The sequence below is a fragment of the Aeromonas sp. s3 genome (assembly GCF_040907805.1).
Lineage (GTDB): Bacteria > Pseudomonadota > Gammaproteobacteria > Enterobacterales > Aeromonadaceae > Aeromonas > Aeromonas dhakensis.
On record NZ_JBFOCQ010000028.1, the window covers coordinates 192,978 to 211,102 of the forward strand.

Below are 18,125 nucleotides of genomic sequence, written 5' to 3' on the forward strand. Positions count from 1 at the left end.
TTTTTGTATCGATGACCCGCGATTCAGAGGTCTTCGCGGGGTTGGGTGGCGTAATCAGGCAGGGTGCTGATGGCGCTCTCTTCCTGAGGCACGCTGGCAGGGTCAAGATCGCCGCCGACGTTGCGCGGATCCGTCGGTATGGTGGAGGGGATCACTACCGCCTGCTCCGCCAGTCGCCAGCCCAGAATGGTTTCCAGGCGGCCGCCCTCCTCTTCCGGTCCTGTGATGGCTTCCAACTGCAGCGGCAGAGGGTGACCAATCAGGCGGCCGACCTCATCGACGGCGCCGGGATCGGCCAGGGTCTGCTGGGTCGCGTAGAGGCGGGGCAGTGCGGCGCGCGGCACATAGACCCGCAGCAGCACGCCATTGCGGATACGGCCACGGGCATCCGCTTCCTGATCCTGGGCGTAACCGTAGGCGAGGGCCGGATCGCCGGCGACATAGAAGCCTTGCCAGGGGGCGATGGAGGATTGATCCCGTTCATGCACCCCCTCAAACACTATGCTGTGGGCGGCTTCGAGGAAGGTGCCGTGATAACCGACGAAGAGATAACCGTGCGCCAGCAGTTGGCGATGGGCCTGCTCCAGGCGGGTCACCGACCAGTTGCGAGTACCGGCCGTGCTGAAGCTGACCTCGTCCCCGTCACCCAGGAAGCTGGCACCGTTCGGATAGTCCCGCTCCTGCAGGGCATCGGCACTGTCGGCCGGCGCCAGGCAGTTGAGATCGGCGGCGGGGCAGGTGAGATTGACCACGTCAGCGCTGGCGGCCTGCTCTTGGCTATTGCCCGCCTGCTGGTGGCTGAAGGCATCGCTCTGGGCGGCCGCCATGCTCAGGGCCAGCCGTGCCTGGGCCGGGTTCTCCCGAATGGCTTGCGCCAGCTGCCCTCGTGGCGTTGAGCCATCCTCTGGCGTGGTGTTGGCCAGCGCCTGGGTGATCACGGTATCAAGCTGGGACCATGGCAGGCGGGTCAGCAGATAGAGGGTGACGAGATTGTGGACCGGATAGCCGCACTGGCTGAGCTCTTCCCAGCCTCTGGGTTGACGGCTTCTGGCCAGGGATTCAAGGGGGATGGCGCAAACTTGATGGGTGGTGAGGGCCGCCAGACCGTCTCCCTTGGCAAAGTGCAGACGATGACTGATGGCGGTCGGCACGATATGGGTGTCGTGAGAGGCGGGTGCCCCGGCCAATACCCGGTAGACCTTGCCTTCCCAGGTATCACCCAGGTTGCAGGTACGCTGCGACAGGTAGTTGTAGACCGCATCCAGCGGATCCAGCAGGCACAGCACCTTGCCGGTATGCCACTCGCTCCAGCGCTTCTGACGGCTGTGCTGGGTGGGCGCCGCCACGAAGCCGACCCCAGCCGCACTGAGGGTGAGGCTGCGATTGATCTCGTTGTTTTCCACGTGCCTGACGAAGAGTGTCGAGTTGCTGGCCATGGTGCGCAGCAGGTCGTCGCTCACTTCGATGCTGTAGATGGGGGAGATATGGCTCACCTCGGATCCTGCATCCAGCTCATGGAAGAAGACCTTGATGCTGGCGGGCGCATCGTCGCCGACGGGAACCAGCCAGTGCAGCGACCAGTTGCCGCGTCCCTGGCGGGTATAGCTGTAGGTGCGTGGGCCCTTGCCCGCGGTGGCGCTGGTCAGGGTGATGGTGGTGCCATCCGTGCGCAGGGTCAGCGCATTGCCGAGGGCCAGCTTGAGGCTGTCTCCCCCTTCTTCCAATACCATGGAGTAGTGCAGTACCCCTGATCCCGCCTGGTCACCCAGCAGGCTGGCGACATCGAGCTGGCTGGCGCGCACCCCCTGGGCCAGATCCAGGGTGCAGCGGGTGGCGCACTCCTGCCACAGGTTGAATGACTCGTCGGCCATGACCGGTGAGATGGCACCGCCTAGCATGGCCAAGCCACCGAGTAGAGAAGCCCATTTTGTGTTTGTCTGCATGTGATTTCCTTTGTGTGATAGCAAAGCCACTGGCGCGTGGCGCTCTCCTCCCTGAGGAATACCGCCTCTTCCCTGTCAGACGAAACGAGATTAATTCTCGTCTGAGTGCCTTACCTTAATGGGCTCATATGGCAGCACAACCCTCCATATGGGAAGATTTAATGTGTTATAAATCAAATGGATATGAAGTGATTTGCTGATGATTTGCTCAGCTGGCCCGATACCGGAAAGCGAGCAAAGGATGGGAAGGAATAGCAGGGGGGTGAGCTTGCCTCCTCATTCGGGAAAGAGGAGGCGAGCGCAGATCAGTTGATGGGGGCAGGAGCAGGAGAGGCCGTGGCCAGCTTCATGGCACGCGGGTAGCGGCGCGGATCCAGTCGCAGCACCAGCAGGCTCATCAACACCAGGCCGGCCAGCTGCCACTGCCAGGCGGCGGCGAAGTCACCGCTCAGGTGATGCAGGCGGGCCGCTACCCAGGGGCCGGTGGCCGCCAGCATGAAGCCGAACCCCTGCATCAGGGCGCTGAGGGTGCCGGCGCGGCGCGGATCCGGCAGGTGATCCAGCGCGATGACCATGATGAGGGAGAAGCTGCCGCCAAGCCCGGCGCCGCACAGCATGCACCAGAGGATGGGGGCGGCAGTCGGCGCCAGCCAGAGGCCGCCAAAGCCCGCCAGCTGCATGGCGATGGCCAATCCCATCCAGGGGCGCCGCTCGAGCCGGCGGGCGGCCAGCAGCGGCAGGCCGAGGCCGCTCACGGTCTGGGCCAGTGCCAGCCAGGCCACCAGCTCGCCTCCCTGTTGGGGGCTCCAGCCCTGTGCCATGTAGGCCGGCGCCAGCCAGGCCACCACGATGCCGTAACCGCTGTTGATGATGCCAAAGCAGCTTATCAGCAGCCAACTGCGGGGCAGGCTGATGAGGCGCTGCTCGCCACCGCCGGAGACCGCCACCGGCGCTGCTGGCAGCCGTACCCGCCAGCCGAGCCAGCCCATGGCCAGCAGCACCGGCAGGCTCCACAGCGCCAGCGCCTGGGACCAGTCGAGCCGGGCGGCGAGCTGCGGGGTGAGGCTGGCACCCAGCGCCCCGCCCCCCATCATGCAGGCCGAGAAGATGCCCATCACCAGCGGCACCTTCTGGGCAAATGCCTGCTTGATGAGACCGGGCAGCACCCCCTGCACCAGGGCCGAACCCAGCCCGCAGAGGGCGGCGCTGGCGATGAGCAGGGCGCCGCTGGCTGCCTCGAAGCGCATGGCGCTGCCCATTCCCAACAGCAGCAGGGCCGCCCCCAGCAACTGGCGCGGCCCGCTGCGACTGCGCAGGGCCGGGGTGAGCAGCACGCCGCCACCGATGAGCCAGAGCGGCAGCAGGGTCAGCCAGGCCAGGGTATCCATGCCGAGCCCGAGCGCCTCGGCAATGTCGCGGCTCAGGGGGCCGATGGCGGTGAGAAACGGCCGCAGGTTGAGCCCGATCAGGATCACCAGCACCAGCAGGGCCTGCTGCTGGCGCGTATCGATACGGGCCTCAAGCATGACTTTGTGCACCATAGAGCTCGGCGGCGGCCAGCGGGCTCGGCAGCTTGATGAGCGGCAGGGGGGGCGGCGCGAGGGGCAGGCCCAGCTTCTGGTAGGCGGCCGTGCTGTCAAAGCCGAACGGGGCTGCATCCTCGTTATCGAAGGCGTAATAGACGGCGGCGATGCCGTTCATCACCAGGGCGCTCAGGCACATGGGGCAGGGGTGACCGCTGGCGTAGACGATGGCCCCCGCCAGCGGCCCGACCTGGCTGGCCTGGCGCAGGGCCTCCAGCTCGGCGTGGCGGGTGGGGTCGCCATCCTGGTGCATGGTGTTGACGGCGCTGGTCACCAGCTGGTTACCTTGCACCAGCAGGGCGGCAAAGGGTCTGCCCCCCTGCTGGCGGTTATGGAGGGCCAGTTGCAGCGCTTGCTCCAGCCACTCCTGATGAGTGGGATTGGTGGTGAGCGAGGCGATCAGGCGTGAGCCGGCGGGTTCGACAAGGGAGTGGGGCATGACGGATCCTCGAGGCAAGGGAATGGGAGGAGACCAGCCTAGCGGGGAAGCCAGTCATGGGGAAATTAAATGATAGAATGGCATGCAGTGGTTTTGTAAATGGAGTCACCATGCTGGATCCCCTCTTGCTGCGCAGCTTTGTCGCCATCGTCGACAGCGGCAGTTTTACCCGCGCCGGTGAACGGGTGCACCTCACCCAGTCCACCATCAGCCAGCAGATGCGGCGCCTCGAACAGCAGCTCGGCTGCCCGCTGCTGGACCGCTCCGGTCGCCAGGTGGTGACCACGGCAGAGGGGGAGAAGCTGCTGGGGCTGGCCCGCAGCATCCTGGCCTTGCTGGCCCGGGCCGAGGAGCAGGTGGCCGAGGCCAGCCTGCAGCTGAGCCTGGGAGTGCCGGAGGATTTTGCCGCCGGTGCCATCGCCCCTGTGCTGGCGGCCTTTGCCCGCGATTACCCGCAGGTGCGGCTGGAGGTGCACAGCGGCCTCAGCCACGAGATCTGGCAGCGCTTCGAGGCCGGCGAGCTGGACTTGGCGCTGATCAAACAGGCACGGGGACAGGGGATGCCGCGCGCCTGCTGGCGCGAGCCGCTGGCCTGGGTCGACAGCCGTGCCTGGCCCGCCAGCGAGCGGGATCCCCTGCCACTGGTGGTGTTCCCGAGCGAAGGGCTCTATCGGCGGCAGCTGACCGAGGCACTCGATGCTCTGGGGCGGCGCTGGCGCATCGCCTACGTCAGCGCCAGCCTGGCAAGCCTGCAGGGGGCGGTGAGCGCCGGGATCGGGGTCAGCCTGCTGCCCCGGCGCCTGCTCCAGCCGGATCAGCAGGAGCTGACCCACTGGCCGGCAGTGGCGCCGGTGGAGCTGGCGCTGCACCTGGGAGCGGAGCGTGGCGAGCCGCTCACGCGCCTTAGTGAGGCCCTCACCAGCCTGTGTGATCGGGTGATGGGGCCCGCTGAGCGGTGAGGGGACACAGGCAGAGGCCTGCTTAGCGCACCCTGGTGCGCACGATGAGCAGGGTGACGAGCGCCAGGGTGAAGATGAGCGGAGCCCAGGCGCCGTGATGGCTCACCAGGGTGGAGCCGGCGGCGGCCACCCCGGCTACCCCCTGCTGCAGGAAGCCGCACAGGGTCATGGCGTAGGCGCCGTGCTCGCGGCCATCGCTCACCGCCAGCGCCATGCTGTTGGGAAAGAGCACCGCCTGCCCGAAGATGATGAGGCAGTAGCAGGTCATCATGGCCACCAATCCACCGCTGCCCTGCAGGGCGCCAAGTGCCCAGAGCAGCAGCATGCCGCCGGCCGCCAGCAGTATGAGCGCGGCCCCCTGGCGCATCAGCTGGCGGCCCCCCACCAGGGCGACCCGCCGGTTGACCGTCATGGCGCCGGCGAAGTAGGCGATACCGATCAGCAACCCCAGGCTGCCGAAGGTGGTGACCTCGAGGGCAAACCCCTGCTGCAGCACGAAGGGGCTCACCTCCTGCAGGGTCACCGTGATGGCAAAGCCGATGCCGCCGGCGCAGGCCGGCCAGAAAAAGCCGGGGCGGCGCAGCAGGCTGGCGTAACGGGCCCACATGCCGCCGCTCGCCGCCGCCGGATTGGGTCCCTGCAGCGGCAGGCTGCTCATCAAGAGCAGCGCCAGCACGCCGACCCCGGCCATCAGCACGAACCCCAGCTGCCAATGGGCATAGCGGCTGATGAGGCCGCCTATCCACTGACCGCCGCCAAGAGCGGTGATAAAGGCGATGGAGAGCACCGAGAGGCGGCGCGCCAGCTCATCGCCGTGCCAGTGATCCCGCACCAGGATACGAGCGATGATGGCTGCCCGCCGGCCGCCACTCCTTGCAGGGTGCGCAGGATCAAGAGCAGCGGCCCCTGGTTGGTGGTGGCCAGCAGCAGGCTGAGGCCGACAAACAGCAAGAGTGACAGGGCGAGGGGCAGCCGGCGACCGTAGCGATCGGCGGCGGCGCCCCAGAACAGCACCGGCAGGGCGGCGCCGATGACGAACAGCGAGATGGAGAGTTCGGCCCCCTGCCGGGTCATGGCGAGATCCGTCATCACCACGGGCAGGGAGGGGAGGTAAACGGTGGTGGCCATCTGGGCCATGAAGACGATGAGGCAGGCCAGCGTCATGATGTGGGCGGAGCGGCTCCAAAGACCGGCCTGGTCGAGACATTCCTGGTTATCCATAACAACTCTCGGGCAGTAGGGGAGCCATATCCTTGCACCGCCCGTGCACCGAGTCAGCCCCTTGTCTGGGTTAAACCTTGCCGGTTTATCAGGTCAGATAACGCGGGATGCTCAGGCGATGGCCTGGCGCGGCAGCACGGCGAACCAGAGTTCGACCTCGCCGCTGCCGGTCTCCGGGTCAAAGGCGGCGCCATAGCGCTCGAAATCGGGCTGGTGGGCCGACTGGTAAGCGGACTGCGCCAGCCACTCCAGCGCCAGCTGCCAGGTGTGCGGCATGGTCGAGACATGCCCCCGGTGCAGGAAGACGGCATAGGTCTGGGGCTCAATGCGCATCCGCCCCAGCGTCTTGGGCAGCACCTCCAGCGCGGCGACCTCCACCGCACACATGTATTCGCACTCGGTGGCGGTCACGCCGCAGATGACGCCATAGGCATGCTCGCCCAGCTGGCCCGGCAGCGGACCCAGGGCGCTGAAATCGCGCCATTGGCCGCCGAAGTCGGCGTGGGCGAAGGCATGGTGACGACGCAGGCCGGCAAGCTGCATGGGGCGGCCGGTTTCAAAACGGATGGGGTCAGCCATGACACCTCCTGTACGCGATGGATGGCAAGGCAACCTTGCTCAGCACTCCTTGCCTTCACTGAGCTTGCGCTGATAGTCCGCGGAGACGATGGCCAGTGCCGCCAGGGCGAGGGCCGGCTCAATCCGGTTGGTCTCCAGCAGTTCGATGAGATCCACCGCGAGCTGGACCTCGGGCGGGGCAGTTTCCAATGACATGACAGACTCCGTAACGGGGAAAACGCCATTATACAGGGCCGCTCCCGGATGGGGACCTGTCTGGTGTTGCGGGCGACCCGGCTTAGAGGTGCTGGCGCATCTCCTGGTCGATCTGCTCGCGCAGGGCCATCAATTTGAGGGCGTACTGCTGCAGCTGCCGATCGCTCTCGTTTTGCGGTTGCCACTGGGGCACCGGGGTCGGTTTGCCGTGCTCGTCCATGGCCACGAAGATGATGATGCAGTGGGTGGTCTTGTGACGCTCCTGCTGGGTCGGGTGGCGGCTGTAGACATCCACCGCCAGGTGCATGCTGGTGGTGCCGGTGTGGATCACCTGGGCGTGCACCTCCACCAGCTGGCCTATCTGAATGGGGCGCAGAAAGCGGATCCCCCCCACATAGACGGTCACCGCGTAGCCGCCACACCAGCCGGCGGCGCAGGCGTAGCCGGCCTGATCGATCCACTTCATCACCATGCCGCCGTGCACCTTGCCGCCAAAATTCACGTCGGCGGGCTCGGCCAGAAACTGCAGGGTCAGTTCGCGGGGTGGGGTCATGGGGTCTCCTTGATTGAGGGTCATTGCCGGTAGCTCTTGCGATAGGCGTCAGCCTGCTGGCAGGGGGGCAGGTTGTTGAGATCGGGCCGCTTGTTGCCCTCGCGCTGGCCGAAGCTGGCGAACTCCTGCTGGCATTTGGCAGCCTTGCCGTCCGCCTTGATGCAGGCGTCGATCCGCTGTTGTTTGCCCTGTTCGACCAGCTGTTGCTGGGCCTGCTGGCAGGCGGCATCCAGCTTGGCCTGTTTGGCATCTCTGTCCTCCACTGCGGCCAGCAGGGGGAGCGAGAGGGCACAACCGAGCAGCAATACGAGCATCTTCATGATGATTTTTCTCCTGATGGGGGGCGTCCGGCAATGACCAGGGCGATCCCCCCCAGGATGCCCAGGGTCGACAATACCAAGCGCAGCGACCAGGACTCATCCAACCAGATGAGCCCGGCCAGGGCGGCGAGCAGGGGCACCAGCAGCTGGACGCTGGCGGCCAGGGTGCGGCCAAGGTGGGGCAGCACCAGATACCAGAGCGCATAGCCAAGGCCGGAGGCCAGCGCCCCCGAGGCCAGGGCATAGCCGATGGCGGCGAGGCTGGTCTGCAGCTGCCCCAGCAGCAGATAGAGCAGGGCGGCCGGCAGGCTGGCGCGCAGAAAGTGGCCGGCGTTGGCGGCGACCGGGTCGGCAAAGCGTGAGGCCCGCAGGGTATAGCCGGCCCAGGCGATGCCGGCCACTATCATCAGGGCCGCCCCCAGCGGATCCGGCGCGCTGAGGCCGGGCAGCAGCAACACCACCAGGCCCGCCATGGCGAGCAGCAGACCGAGCCACTGGCGGCGGGGCAGGGGCTCCCCGCGCAACAGGGGCGGTGCCAGCATGCTGAGCTGGACTGCGGCAAACAGCAGCAGGGCGCCGGTGCCCGCGGTCAGGGTGAGGTAGGAGAACGAGAACGCCGCGCCATAGGTGACCAGAGCCAGGGCGCCGCCCCAGTCCCCCTGGCGGGGGGATTTTTTGCGCGCGCCGCACAGCAGCACCAGCACCAGGGCGCCGCTGGTCAGGCGCAGCAGGGTGAAGAGGGCGGGATCCATCCGCTCTTCGAACAGGGCGAGCCGGCAGAGCACCGAGTTGGCGGCGAACGCCATCAGGGTCAGCAGGGTCAGCGACAGCAGGCGGGGCAGTGGCATCCATTCACCTTGAGTTCAGTGGGGCAGGTTCAGCATGGTTCACCATCCAACGAGGAGGTCCCATGAAACAAATGCTGGAGCAATTGATGGGAGCTGGCAAGGGCTGGCTCAACGAAGGTGGCGACAGCCGCAAGGCGCAGATGAAGGGGATGGCGCAAGGGGGCCTCGCCGCCGGTGCCATGGCCCTGCTGCTTGGCAACAAGAAGGTGCGCAAATATGGCGGCAAGGTGGCTGCGGTGGGCGGCGCGGCGGCCCTCGGCGGCCTGGCCTACAAGCTCTATCAGGACTGGCAGGCCCAGCAGTCTGCCCCGGCCCAGCCGACCCGGCCCCTCGATACCCTGCAGGGCAATGCGCTGGATGCCAGAGCCGCCCTCCTGGTGCGCGCCATGGTGGCGGCGGCCCGGGCCGACGGCCATATCGACGCCGACGAGCGTCAGAAGATCCAGCAGTACCTGACCGAGCAGGGCCAGAGCGATGCGGCGCGCTGGATTGATGCCGAGCTGGCTCGCCCCCTGGATCCCCACGCCCTGGCGCGGGAAGTGACCGACATGGAGCTGGCCACCGAGGTCTATCTCGCCTCCCTGCTTGCCATCGACGTGGATCACTTCATGGAGCGCGGTTATCTGGACGAGCTGGCGCGCGCCCTCAAGCTCGATGAGAACCTCAAAGGCAGCATTGAGCGCCAGGTAGCTCAGCTGGATGCCCCCGCCTGATCCCCGCTCAGTACATGGATTGTCGATAAGGCCCCGTGACGGGGCCTTGTTGTTTTCAGATGCCTGCCAAAGGCTGTTGCGGCACTTCTTGTCTGGCCGGGCAGCCACTATGATGGAGCCCTGGTCAAAGGGAGCAGATGAGACCGTCTCATCGCCAGGACACATCATCGTCAGGACACAGAGGCAAGGAGCATTCATTGGAAATACGCAAGGCACGTGAGCAGGACATAGACGCCATCCTCGAGCTGAACCGGCAGATAGGGGAGATCCACTTCGCGCAGGCGCCGCAGGTATTCTGCCCGCCATCCCCCGAGGAGCGGGCCTTTCTGCTGGCAGCCATCGCCGCCGAAGGGCGCCTGTTTTGCGTGGCCGAGCAGGAGGGGGCCGTGGCGGGCTTTCTGACCGCCCGCATCGATATCAACGAGACCATCCCGTTTCTGAGCAAGGAGCCCATCTGCCGTATCGGCACCCTGGTGGTCGATGAGGGGCAGCGCTCCCGGGGGATCGGCAAGGCGCTGATCGCCCATTGCGATGAGTGGGGCAAGGCGCAGGGCGCCAGCCAGTTGCGGCTGGAGGTGATGGCATTCAACGAGCGCGCCAAGGCGCTCTACGAGAGGTTGGGGTTCAAGATGCTGTCACAGACCATGGTCAGATAAACCCGTTTCAACCGGATAATTTCGCAAGAAAAAGGCCCCGTCATGGGGCCTTTTGGTCTTTGACGGGAGTAGTGTCCAGCTGTTGGTGGATAAGTTCGGCCAACCGGGTGAGGGCCGCCTCCAACTGCTCGCTCCAGGGATGGGAGCTGTTGAGTCGCAGGCAGTGGTTGTGCAGTCCCTTGCTGGAGAAGAGGGCGCCGGGGGCCAGCGAGAAACCGCTGGCCAGCGCCCGGGCGTGCAGGGCTCGGCTGTCGAGGCGCGGGTCAAACTCGAGCCAGAGAAAATAGCCGCCATCGGGGGAGGAGATGCTCACTTCCCCCGGCAGCAGGCGCAGCAGGGCGGCCCGCATCTGCTGCTGGCGCTGGGCCAGGGTGTGGCGCAGCCGGCGAAAGTGGGCATCCACCCCGCCCTGGCGCAGCATCTCGGCCAGCGCCAGCTGGCTGGGCACATTGGTGGAGAGGGTCGACATCAGCTGCAGCCGCTGCACCCGCTCGGCGTGGCGACCCGCCACCACCCAGCCGACCCGAAAGCCCGGTGCTAGGCACTTTGAGAAGGAGCTGCACAGCAGGCTCTCGCCCCGGGTATCCCAGTATTTGATGGGCCTTGGCCGCTCACGGCCAAAATAGACCTCGGCATAGACGTCATCCTCCACCAACGCCACCCCGCGTCGGTTGAGCAGCGCCATCAGCGCCTGCTTGTGCTCATCCGGCATGGTGTGACCCAGCGGGTGCTGAACATTGCCCATCAGCCAGCACGCCTTGATGGGGCGCTGGGCAAGGGCCTCCTCCAACAGGGCGAGGTCGATGCCTACCCCCGGGATCACCGGGATCTCCACCGCATTCAACTTGAGCCGCTCGATGGCCTGCAGGGCGCCATAGAAGGTGGGGGACTCCACCACCACCCAGTCACCGGGCTCGGTCAGCACCTGCAGACTGAGGGAGAGCGCCTCCATGGCGCCGGTGGTGATGATGATCTGCTGGGGATCCACCGCCAGCCCCTCGCTGGCGTAACGCTGGGCGATGGCCCGGCGCAGCGCCTCGTTGCCGGGGGGCAGGTCTGCCACCGTGCTGAAGGGGTCGAGCCGGCGCATGCAGCTGGCCAGCGCCCGCCCGAGCTGGGGATGAGGGAACAGGGTGGGGTCGGCCACCGACATGCCAAGGGGCACCAGCTCCCGTGACTTGCTCGCCTGCAACACCTCGAACACCAGATCGTTGATGTCCACCGAGCCGCTGTAGTGCGCCTGCTGGGGCAGGCTGGCGGCAGGGCGGGAAGGCGCCGCCTTGACGTAGTAGCCGGACTGGGGGCGGGCGAGGATCCGCCCCTGGCTCTCCAGCAGCTGATAGGCCTGCAGCACCGTCATGGGGCTCAGGCCATGGGTCTTGCAGCTCTGGCGGATGGAGGGGATGCGCTCGCCGGGTTGCCACACCCCGGCTTCAATCTGCTGTTGCAGGCGGTCGGCCAGTTGACGGTAAAGGGACATGTGATGCAGTAACTGTTATAGGTGTAATTCAATATAACTGCATCTGTTATAGGTGTCATGCTCCGTGGTGTACTTGTCTCGCACAAAACGTGCAAGGTAAATACAACAAAAGAGAGTGACGCATGATCAATCCGGATGACGTGGTCAGCCTGTCGCGCCTGCAATTTGGCGCCACGGCCATGTTCCACTTCCTGTTTGTGCCCCTCACGCTGGGGCTGTCCTGGATCCTGGTGATCGCAGAGTCGGCCTATGTGATGACCGGCAAGGTGATCTACAAGGACATCACCCGTTTCTGGGGCAAGCTGTTTGGCATCAACTTCGTGATGGGGGTGACCACAGGCATCACCCTGGAGTTCCAGTTCGGCACCAACTGGGCCTACTACTCCCAGTATGTGGGGGACATTTTCGGCACCCCGCTGGCGGTGGAGGGGTTGATGGCTTTCTTCCTCGAGTCGACCCTGGTGGGGCTCTTCTTTTTCGGCTGGGACAAGCTCTCCCGCGGTCAGCATCTGCTGGTGACCATGCTGGTGGCGCTCGGTTCCAACCTCTCCGCGCTCTGGATCCTGATCGGCAACGGCTGGATGCAGAACCCGGTGGGCGCCGAGTTCAACCTGGTGACCCAGCGCATGGAACTGGTGGACGTGGCCGCGGTGATCTTCAACCCGGTGGCCCAGGTCAAGTTCGTGCACACGGTGGCGGCGGGCTACGTGGCCGCCTCCCTGTTCGTGATGGGGGTGAGCAGCTGGTATCTGCTGCGCCGCATGGAGGTGCGCTTCGCCCTGCGCTCCTTTGCCATCGCCTCGGGCTTTGGGCTGGCCGCCATCCTCTCGGTCATCGTGCTGGGTGACGAGTCGGGCTATCGCACCGGCGAGGTGCAGAAGGTCAAGCTGGCCGCCATCGAGGCGGAGTGGGAGACGGAGCCCGCGCCGGCCGCCTTCACCCTGTTCGGCTTCCCGGATCAGGGGGCCGAGACCACTCACGCTGCGGTCAAAATACCCTATCTGATGGGCATCATCGCCACCCGCTCCCTCGATGAGGCGGTGACCGGCATCAAGGATCTCAAGGCCCAGCACGAGACCCGCATTCGCAGCGGTATGGTGGCCGCCGGGGCGCTCGAGCAGATCCGCGCCGGCAACGACTCGGCCGAGAACCGTGCGCTGTTCGACCAGCACGGCCAGGATCTCGGCTACGGGCTGTTGCTCACCCCCTATGCCAGCAACATCGCCAAGGCCGGTGAGGCCGAGATCGCCAGGGCGGTGGAAGACTCGGTGCCGCAGGTGGCGCCGCTGTTCTGGGGCTTTCGGATCATGGTCGGGTTGGGGGTAGTGATGTTCGGACTGTTCGTGGCGGGCTTCGTCCAGCTCTGCCGCAACCGGCTGCTCGCCTCGCCCCGCCTGCTCAAGGCGCTGCTGTGGAGCATTCCGTTGCCCTGGATTGCCATCGAGGCGGGCTGGTTCGTGGCCGAGTTCGGTCGCCAGCCCTGGACCATCAGCGACGTGCTGCCGGTGTCGGCCTCGGTGTCGCTGCTGCAGCCGGGCCAGCTCTGGTTCAGCCTGATCTCCATCTGTCTCATTTACTCCTGCCTGCTGGTGGTGGAGCTGTTCCTGCTGCGCCGCGTGATCCGCCAGGGGCCCGCCGTGCTGCATACCGGCCGCTACAGCGGTGAACAACCCGAACTTGCGAGGATCGCCTGATGGATTATGAAACCCTGAAACTCATCTGGTGGGGGCTGGTGCTGTTCATGCTGGTCGGCTTCATCGTGATGGATGGCTTCGACCTCGGTATCGCCATGCTGCTGCCGGTGGTTTCGAAAGAGGATGAAGACCGCCGACTGGTGATCAACAGCGTGGGGCCGGTGTGGGAGGGCAACCAGGTGTGGCTCATCGCCGGTGCCGGCGCCCTGTTCGCCGCCTGGCCGCTGGTCTATGCCGCCGCCTTCTCGGCGCTCTATGTGCCCATGATAGTGCTGCTGCTTGGCCTCTTCCTGCGCCCGGTGGGGTTTGACTATCGCAGCAAGCTGGCCGATCCCCTCTGGCGCCGCTGGTGGGATCGCGCCCTGGTGGCCGGTGGTCTGGTGCCGACCCTGGTGCTCTCTGCCGCCATCGCGCTGGTGATGCAGGGCCTGCCGTTTCGCTTCGACAGCGCACTGCGCCTGCACTACGGGGCCTTCGACTTCCACTGGAGCTGGATTGCCAGCGCGGTGGCGACCGGGGTGAGCCTGCTGCTGCTGCACGGCGCCAGCTTCCTGCAGGCCAAGGTAACGGGGACCCCTGCACTGCGGGCCCGTGGCCTCGCCATCCTGTTGGCACCGCTGGTGACCCTCTGCTATCTGCTGGCCGGCTGGCATCTGTTGGGGTTGCCGGGTTATCAACTGACCGGCCTGGCGGGCCAGCCCTTTGACCCCAATGCCGCCATCAGCCCGTTGATGAAGGGGGTGATCCCCCACGCCTGCGGCTGGCTTGGCAACTACTTTGACTACCCGCTGCTGTGGCTGGTGCCCCTCATCGGCGCCCTGGCACCGCTGGCCAGCGGCATCGCCGCCTGGCAGGAGAAGGGTCGGCTGGCACTGCTGGCCAGCGGCCTGGCCTGCGCCGCCATGCTCTGCTCGGTGGCCATCGCCCTGTTCCCCTTCGTGCTGCCCTCGTCGCTGGATCCGGCCAGCAGCCTGACCCTGTGGGACGGCACCTCCAGCTTCAAGACCCTGACCATCATGTTCGGGATCGTGCTGGTGCTGATGCCCATCAACCTCGGCTACACCGGCTGGGTCTACCGGGTGGTGCGCGGCAAGCTGGATCGTGCCGGCATCAAGCGCGACAGCCATCAACTCTACTGACCCCAAGGGAGCCGCTATGTGGTACTTCACCTGGATTTTGGGCCTGGGTTTCGCCCTGCTGCTGGGCCTGTGCAACCTGCTCTGGCTGGAAGCACGCTGGGAAGCCGATGAACGGGATGAGCCCCGCTCTCAACCCTGATCCCCCTCGGTCGGGGAGGGCAGACACTGCCTCACCCCGACCCCTTTCTCTTGTCATCCAACCGACAGGTAATCCGTTATGAAACAGACAATCAAAGCGGTGACGCTGGCCATCGGCTGCGCGCTCGCCACCGCGCCGGCCTGGGCCGAGCCCGTACAACTGACGCCACTGGACAAGGCATTCACCCTGCAGGTGCTCGGCAGCGGCGGCCCCATCTCCGACGATCTGCGCGCCTCCTCCAGCGAGGTGATCTGGTGGAAGGGCAAATCGCGCATCCTGATCGATGCCGGTGGCGGCGTCTATCTGCGCTTCGGCCAGGCGGGCGCCAAGCTCGAAGAGGTCGACTTCATTGGCATCACCCACTTTCACACCGACCATGTGACCGACCTGCCTGCGCTGCTCAAGGGGGCCTACTTCTTCAAGCGCAGCGATCCTCTCGATCTGGCGGGGCCGCAAGCCGGCTCGGCCTTCCCCAGCATGAGCGGCTACTTTGACGCCCTGTTCAACCCGAGCAAGGGGGCCTATGCCTACCTCGGCGGCTTCAAGGATGGCACTGATGGTCTCTTCCCCATCAATGTGCGCGATGTGCCCTACCAGACACCCAGGCCGCAACAGGTCTATCAGCAGGATGGCCTGACCATCACGGCGCTCGGCATCCCCCACGGGGACGTGCCCTGTCTGGCCTATCGCATCGAGAGCGCCGAGGGGACCATCGTCATCTCGGCGGATCAGAACGGCAGCAATCCGGCTTTTGTGCCGTTTGCCAAGGGGGCCGACATCCTGGTGATGCCGCTCGCCATCCACGAGGGCGCCGATCCCGTCTCCGCCTCGCTCCATGCCAAGCCCTCGGTGGTCGCCAGGATTGCCGCCGAAGTGAACCCCAAGCTGCTGGTGCTGAACCACTGGATGGGGGTCGGTCTCAATCACAAGAAGGAGGCGATGGCCATCGTCAAGCAGCAGTTCCACGGCCAGGTGGTGGCCGCCCGCGATCTCTCCAGTTACCCCGTTTCATCCGTCAAGGAGTCCAGCCATGAGTAACGCAAGCAGCATCAAAACCTCCTGCAAACTGAGCCTCTCCATCGCCATGACCGGCCTGATCGCGCTGACCCCTGGGCTTGCGCTGGCGGCCACCCCGAGCGAGGCGCCGGTGAAGGCGGCGCCGAGCGAACAGCACGGCGGCAAGTGTGCGGCCGGCAAGTGCGGCACCGAGAAGCGCTTCGAGAAGCAGGCCCTCGACAGCGATCCACAGGGTCGGCTGGTGCGCGCCCGCGATGGCAAGTGTGGTCTGGCGGAGCAGGGGATCAACGGCGAGACCCAGCGCCAGGAGAGCAAGATGACGGAGGGGGTATGCGGCCAATAAGCGCCAGCAGCCGTGGCGTAGGGCTGCGCCAGGAGCATCTGGCCCAGCTCTGTGCGGCGCCTGCCCGCCCCGGCATCGACTTTCTCGAGCTGGCACCGGAGAACTGGATGGCCATTGGCGGCGCCAGGCGGGAGCAACTGCAGCAGATCGCCGCGCGCTATCCACTGGTGGCCCACGGGCTCAGCCTCTCCCTCGGCGATTGCCAGCCGCTCAATATGACCCTGCTCGGCCAGATCCGCGCCTTTCTCGACGAGTTTGCCATCGAGATCTATAGCGAGCACCTGAGCTTTTCCCGGGATGCCCGGGGCTATCTCTACGAGCTGCTGCCGGTGCCGCGCCAGTGGGAGAACCTCACTTATCTGGCGGATCGGATCCGGCAGGTACAGGATGCGCTGGCCCGCCCGCTGGTGCTGGAGAACATCTCCTACTACCACGGCTATGAGCACGAGATGGCGGAGGAGGCGTTTCTGACCGAGCTGGTGGCGCGCAGCGGTTGCGAGCTGCTGCTCGACATCAACAACGTTTTTGTGAACAGCCGCAACCACGGCTACTGCCCCGAGCGGATGATTGCCGGGCTGCCGGGCCAGGCGATCCGCTACTTCCATATCGCCGGCCATCTGGAAGAGGCGGACGGCACCCTGCTGGATACCCATGGTCGTCCGGTCTGCGAGGAGGTGGTGGCGCTGGCCCGTTATACGGTGCAGACCCACGGCCTGCGCCCCCTGCTGCTGGAGCGGGATCATCATCTGCCCCCCTTGCCCGTGCTGGAGGCCGAGCTGGCCCGGGTCCATCAGGCCTGCTGCGAGGTGATGGCGCATCCTGCGGGTCGGGAGGTGTGTCATGACTAGGCGAGAGCAAGCGGCATGGCCTGCCGCAGCGGTCCCGCCCCGGCTGTGGCAGCAGACCGAGTGGCTGGCCGGTTGCATACGGGAGTCGGCAGTCGAGCTAGCCCCCCACTATGTGCGCAGTGTGCGGGCCAATGTCGAGGCGGTGCTGGAGAGTACCTTCGCGCTCACTCTGAACCACCTGACGCCGGTTGAGCGCGATGCGCTGGTGAATGGCTTCGTCGCCCACCATGGCGCGATCGAGCCCGCCTTTCACCAGATTGCCACCGAGCTGGTGCGCCATGTGCAACTTCGCCAGGGGGAGGGTTGGCTCAACTGGCCCGGGCTGCGGCTGGCGCTGCTGGAGTATGAGTGGGCCTGCCTGTGCGTCGAGATTGACGAGGCGCAGGTGCCGCACCCGCTCGCAGGGGAAGCGGTGGAGATGGGCAGCCCGCTCTGGCTCAATCCCACCCTGCAGTTGCTGACGCTGCCCTTTGTGATCCAGCAGGGGCGGGTGGTGGCAGCCGGTCAGGCGCCTCAGCTCTGCGCCCTGTTTCGCTGCCCTGCCCATCAGCTGGTCAGCCAGGCGCTGCGCGAATTCGATGTGGCCCTGCTGCAGCTGCTTGGGCAGCAGCAAGGGGTCAGCGTGGCCGGGTTGGCCGCCCAGGTGCACCCCTATCGCAGCGGTTTTGATCTGCTGGGGTGGGCCCGCCATTTTCACCGGCTCGGCCTGCTGGTCACTCAACCGCCATCCATAGAACCCCCATCCATTGAACGTCAGGTACCCCCTTTCCAAGGAGACATCCCATGAACAACACCCTTATCCATTGGTACGAGCGGGCCGTGGCCCAGTGCAAGCGGCTCGATTTTCTGGCCCTGCTGGCCATTCGCCTCTACCTCATCCCGGTCATCTATGTGGGGGCCCACTCCAAGGTGGTGGGGTTTGCCGGCACGGTCGCCTGGTTTGGCGCGCCAGCCTCGGAAGGGGGGCTCAACCTGCCGTTCCCGACCCTGCTTGCCTTTCTGGCGGCGGGCACCGAGGTGCTGGGCTGCATCTGCATCGCCCTTGGTCTCTTTACCCGAGTCATGGCCATTCCGACCATCTTCCTGATGAGCGTGGCGAGCGCCATGGTGCACTGGAAGCACGGCTGGGATGCCATCGCCACCGGCAGCATGGAGGCGACATTGCGCCTCAACGGCTTTATCGAGTGGCTGGCCGCCAACTTCCCCGGTCGTTACAACTACATCACCGAGCTTGGGGATCCGGTGATGCTCAACAACGGGATGGAGTTTGCCGCCACCTACTTCGTGATGCTGCTGGTACTGCTGGTGTACGGCGGCGGGCGCTACGTCAGCCTCGACTACTGGCTGGCACGCGCCGTGACGGGCAAGGCCGGGCCGCAAGCGGCATAACAAAAACGAATGAGCAGAGCGTGAAAGCGAGACGAGCGGCATCAGCCGCTCGTTTTTATTTTGCAGA

20 protein-coding genes and 1 pseudogene are annotated in these 18,125 nt (G+C 65.8%); 11 read left to right on the forward strand and 10 right to left on the reverse strand.

The annotated features are described in order from the left end of the window. Window positions 1-23: 23 nt before the first annotated feature. The 3 genes from AB5Y98_RS15980 to AB5Y98_RS15990 form a co-directional block, all read right to left on the reverse strand. Window positions 24-1,904, reverse strand: a complete 1,881-nt coding sequence (locus AB5Y98_RS15980; protein WP_368232317.1) for an exotoxin A binding domain-containing protein — start codon at window positions 1,902-1,904, stop codon at window positions 24-26. Between the two features lie 344 nt (window positions 1,905-2,248). Further along, window positions 2,249-3,469, reverse strand: coding sequence for a cyanate transporter (locus AB5Y98_RS15985; protein ID WP_368232262.1), 1,221 nt, complete (start codon window positions 3,467-3,469; stop codon window positions 2,249-2,251). Beyond that, a complete protein-coding gene (locus AB5Y98_RS15990; protein ID WP_368232263.1) occupies window positions 3,462-3,965 on the reverse strand; it encodes a nucleoside deaminase in 504 nt (167 codons plus the stop codon). Before AB5Y98_RS15990 ends, AB5Y98_RS15985 begins: the two co-directional genes overlap by 8 nt. Before the next feature lie 110 nt (window positions 3,966-4,075). Between AB5Y98_RS15990 and AB5Y98_RS15995 the strand changes: the two genes are divergently transcribed. Further along, the gene (locus tag AB5Y98_RS15995; RefSeq protein WP_368232264.1) at window positions 4,076-4,924 is read left to right on the forward strand and encodes a LysR family transcriptional regulator; all 849 of its coding nucleotides are present in this window, start codon (window positions 4,076-4,078) and stop codon (window positions 4,922-4,924) included. Window positions 4,925-4,946: 22 nt separating this feature from the next. On the opposite strand, the pseudogene AB5Y98_RS16000 reads toward AB5Y98_RS15995, so the two are convergent. The 6 genes and pseudogenes from AB5Y98_RS16000 to AB5Y98_RS16025 all read right to left on the reverse strand — a co-directional run bounded on the left by AB5Y98_RS16000 (window position 4,947) and on the right by AB5Y98_RS16025 (window position 8,640). Continuing rightward, a pseudogene (locus AB5Y98_RS16000) lies at window positions 4,947-6,145 on the reverse strand (MFS transporter). A gap of 111 nt (window positions 6,146-6,256) precedes the next feature. Beyond that, window positions 6,257-6,724, reverse strand: a complete 468-nt coding sequence (locus tag AB5Y98_RS16005; RefSeq protein ID WP_368232265.1) for a GyrI-like domain-containing protein — start codon at window positions 6,722-6,724, stop codon at window positions 6,257-6,259. 39 nt (window positions 6,725-6,763) lie between these two features. Then, the gene (gene rsmS, locus AB5Y98_RS16010) at window positions 6,764-6,919 is read right to left on the reverse strand and encodes a pleiotropic regulatory protein RsmS (RefSeq protein WP_010634402.1); all 156 of its coding nucleotides are present in this window, start codon (window positions 6,917-6,919) and stop codon (window positions 6,764-6,766) included. Window positions 6,920-7,001: 82 nt separating this feature from the next. Next, the gene (locus AB5Y98_RS16015; protein WP_017781751.1) at window positions 7,002-7,472 is read right to left on the reverse strand and encodes an acyl-CoA thioesterase; all 471 of its coding nucleotides are present in this window, start codon (window positions 7,470-7,472) and stop codon (window positions 7,002-7,004) included. A gap of 20 nt (window positions 7,473-7,492) precedes the next feature. Continuing rightward, window positions 7,493-7,792 carry a hypothetical protein gene (locus AB5Y98_RS16020; RefSeq protein ID WP_368232266.1) on the reverse strand — a complete coding sequence of 100 codons (300 nt, stop codon included), beginning with the start codon at window positions 7,790-7,792 and terminating at the stop codon, window positions 7,493-7,495. Continuing rightward, a complete protein-coding gene (locus AB5Y98_RS16025; RefSeq protein WP_258116424.1) occupies window positions 7,789-8,640 on the reverse strand; it encodes a DMT family transporter in 852 nt (283 codons plus the stop codon). The genes AB5Y98_RS16020 and AB5Y98_RS16025 overlap by 4 nt, the downstream gene beginning before the upstream one ends. A gap of 62 nt (window positions 8,641-8,702) precedes the next feature. Here AB5Y98_RS16025 and AB5Y98_RS16030 point away from each other — a divergent pair, with 62 nt between their 5' ends. Both AB5Y98_RS16030 and AB5Y98_RS16035 read left to right on the forward strand, forming a co-directional pair. After that, window positions 8,703-9,353, forward strand: a complete 651-nt coding sequence (locus AB5Y98_RS16030) for a tellurite resistance TerB family protein (RefSeq protein ID WP_368232267.1) — start codon at window positions 8,703-8,705, stop codon at window positions 9,351-9,353. Between the two features lie 137 nt (window positions 9,354-9,490). Continuing rightward, a complete protein-coding gene (locus tag AB5Y98_RS16035) occupies window positions 9,491-10,009 on the forward strand; it encodes a GNAT family N-acetyltransferase (RefSeq protein ID WP_081852301.1) in 519 nt (172 codons plus the stop codon). A gap of 40 nt (window positions 10,010-10,049) precedes the next feature. On the opposite strand, the gene AB5Y98_RS16040 is transcribed toward AB5Y98_RS16035, so the two are convergent. Further along, window positions 10,050-11,489, reverse strand: coding sequence for a PLP-dependent aminotransferase family protein (locus tag AB5Y98_RS16040; RefSeq protein ID WP_368232268.1), 1,440 nt, complete (start codon window positions 11,487-11,489; stop codon window positions 10,050-10,052). A gap of 122 nt (window positions 11,490-11,611) precedes the next feature. On the opposite strand from AB5Y98_RS16040, the gene AB5Y98_RS16045 reads away from it, so the two are divergent. The 8 genes from AB5Y98_RS16045 (at window position 11,612) to AB5Y98_RS16080 (ending at window position 18,058) form a co-directional block, all read left to right on the forward strand. After that, complete coding sequence (locus tag AB5Y98_RS16045) at window positions 11,612-13,183, forward strand: cytochrome ubiquinol oxidase subunit I (protein WP_279974394.1); 1,572 nt, start codon at window positions 11,612-11,614, stop codon at window positions 13,181-13,183. Next, on the forward strand, window positions 13,183-14,322 hold the full coding sequence (gene cydB / locus AB5Y98_RS16050) for a cytochrome d ubiquinol oxidase subunit II (protein ID WP_368232269.1): 1,140 nt from the start codon (window positions 13,183-13,185) through the stop codon (window positions 14,320-14,322). The genes AB5Y98_RS16045 and cydB overlap by 1 nt, the downstream gene beginning before the upstream one ends. Window positions 14,323-14,338: 16 nt before the next feature. Then, the gene (cydX, locus tag AB5Y98_RS16055; protein WP_017766001.1) at window positions 14,339-14,461 is read left to right on the forward strand and encodes a cytochrome bd-I oxidase subunit CydX; all 123 of its coding nucleotides are present in this window, start codon (window positions 14,339-14,341) and stop codon (window positions 14,459-14,461) included. A 78-nt stretch (window positions 14,462-14,539) separates the two neighbouring features. Then, window positions 14,540-15,499: an MBL fold metallo-hydrolase gene (locus AB5Y98_RS16060; RefSeq protein ID WP_139753777.1), complete on the forward strand. Its 960-nt coding sequence runs from the start codon at window positions 14,540-14,542 to the stop codon at window positions 15,497-15,499. Continuing rightward, complete coding sequence (locus AB5Y98_RS16065) at window positions 15,492-15,821, forward strand: hypothetical protein (protein WP_010634393.1); 330 nt, start codon at window positions 15,492-15,494, stop codon at window positions 15,819-15,821. The genes AB5Y98_RS16060 and AB5Y98_RS16065 overlap by 8 nt, the downstream gene beginning before the upstream one ends. Further along, window positions 15,809-16,669, forward strand: a complete 861-nt coding sequence (locus AB5Y98_RS16070; RefSeq protein WP_368232270.1) for a DUF692 domain-containing protein — start codon at window positions 15,809-15,811, stop codon at window positions 16,667-16,669. Before AB5Y98_RS16065 ends, AB5Y98_RS16070 begins: the two co-directional genes overlap by 13 nt. A 43-nt stretch (window positions 16,670-16,712) precedes the next feature. After that, on the forward strand, window positions 16,713-17,456 hold the full coding sequence (locus AB5Y98_RS16075) for a putative DNA-binding domain-containing protein (protein ID WP_024942205.1): 744 nt from the start codon (window positions 16,713-16,715) through the stop codon (window positions 17,454-17,456). Beyond that, window positions 17,453-18,058 carry a DoxX family protein gene (locus AB5Y98_RS16080; RefSeq protein ID WP_010634390.1) on the forward strand — a complete coding sequence of 202 codons (606 nt, stop codon included), beginning with the start codon at window positions 17,453-17,455 and terminating at the stop codon, window positions 18,056-18,058. Before AB5Y98_RS16075 ends, AB5Y98_RS16080 begins: the two co-directional genes overlap by 4 nt. The last annotated feature ends 67 nt before the right edge of the window (window positions 18,059-18,125 follow it).

Coding starts and splice junctions, on each gene's coding strand:
- AB5Y98_RS15985 (WP_368232262.1), bottom strand. CDS start 3,469: ATGCTTGAGGCCCGTATCGATACGCGCCAGCAGCAGGCCCTGCTGGTG.
- AB5Y98_RS15990 (WP_368232263.1), bottom strand. CDS start 3,965: ATGCCCCACTCCCTTGTCGAACCCGCCGGCTCACGCCTGATCGCCTCG.
- AB5Y98_RS15995 (WP_368232264.1), top strand. CDS start 4,076: ATGCTGGATCCCCTCTTGCTGCGCAGCTTTGTCGCCATCGTCGACAGC.
- AB5Y98_RS16005 (WP_368232265.1), bottom strand. CDS start 6,724: ATGGCTGACCCCATCCGTTTTGAAACCGGCCGCCCCATGCAGCTTGCC.
- rsmS (WP_010634402.1), bottom strand. CDS start 6,919: ATGTCATTGGAAACTGCCCCGCCCGAGGTCCAGCTCGCGGTGGATCTC.
- AB5Y98_RS16015 (WP_017781751.1), bottom strand. CDS start 7,472: ATGACCCCACCCCGCGAACTGACCCTGCAGTTTCTGGCCGAGCCCGCC.
- AB5Y98_RS16020 (WP_368232266.1), bottom strand. CDS start 7,792: ATGAAGATGCTCGTATTGCTGCTCGGTTGTGCCCTCTCGCTCCCCCTG.
- AB5Y98_RS16025 (WP_258116424.1), bottom strand. CDS start 8,640: ATGCCACTGCCCCGCCTGCTGTCGCTGACCCTGCTGACCCTGATGGCG.
- AB5Y98_RS16030 (WP_368232267.1), top strand. CDS start 8,703: ATGAAACAAATGCTGGAGCAATTGATGGGAGCTGGCAAGGGCTGGCTC.
- AB5Y98_RS16035 (WP_081852301.1), top strand. CDS start 9,491: ATGAGACCGTCTCATCGCCAGGACACATCATCGTCAGGACACAGAGGC.
- AB5Y98_RS16040 (WP_368232268.1), bottom strand. CDS start 11,489: ATGTCCCTTTACCGTCAACTGGCCGACCGCCTGCAACAGCAGATTGAA.
- AB5Y98_RS16045 (WP_279974394.1), top strand. CDS start 11,612: ATGATCAATCCGGATGACGTGGTCAGCCTGTCGCGCCTGCAATTTGGC.
- cydB (WP_368232269.1), top strand. CDS start 13,183: ATGGATTATGAAACCCTGAAACTCATCTGGTGGGGGCTGGTGCTGTTC.
- cydX (WP_017766001.1), top strand. CDS start 14,339: ATGTGGTACTTCACCTGGATTTTGGGCCTGGGTTTCGCCCTGCTGCTG.
- AB5Y98_RS16060 (WP_139753777.1), top strand. CDS start 14,540: ATGAAACAGACAATCAAAGCGGTGACGCTGGCCATCGGCTGCGCGCTC.
- AB5Y98_RS16065 (WP_010634393.1), top strand. CDS start 15,492: ATGAGTAACGCAAGCAGCATCAAAACCTCCTGCAAACTGAGCCTCTCC.
- AB5Y98_RS16070 (WP_368232270.1), top strand. CDS start 15,809: ATGCGGCCAATAAGCGCCAGCAGCCGTGGCGTAGGGCTGCGCCAGGAG.
- AB5Y98_RS16080 (WP_010634390.1), top strand. CDS start 17,453: ATGAACAACACCCTTATCCATTGGTACGAGCGGGCCGTGGCCCAGTGC.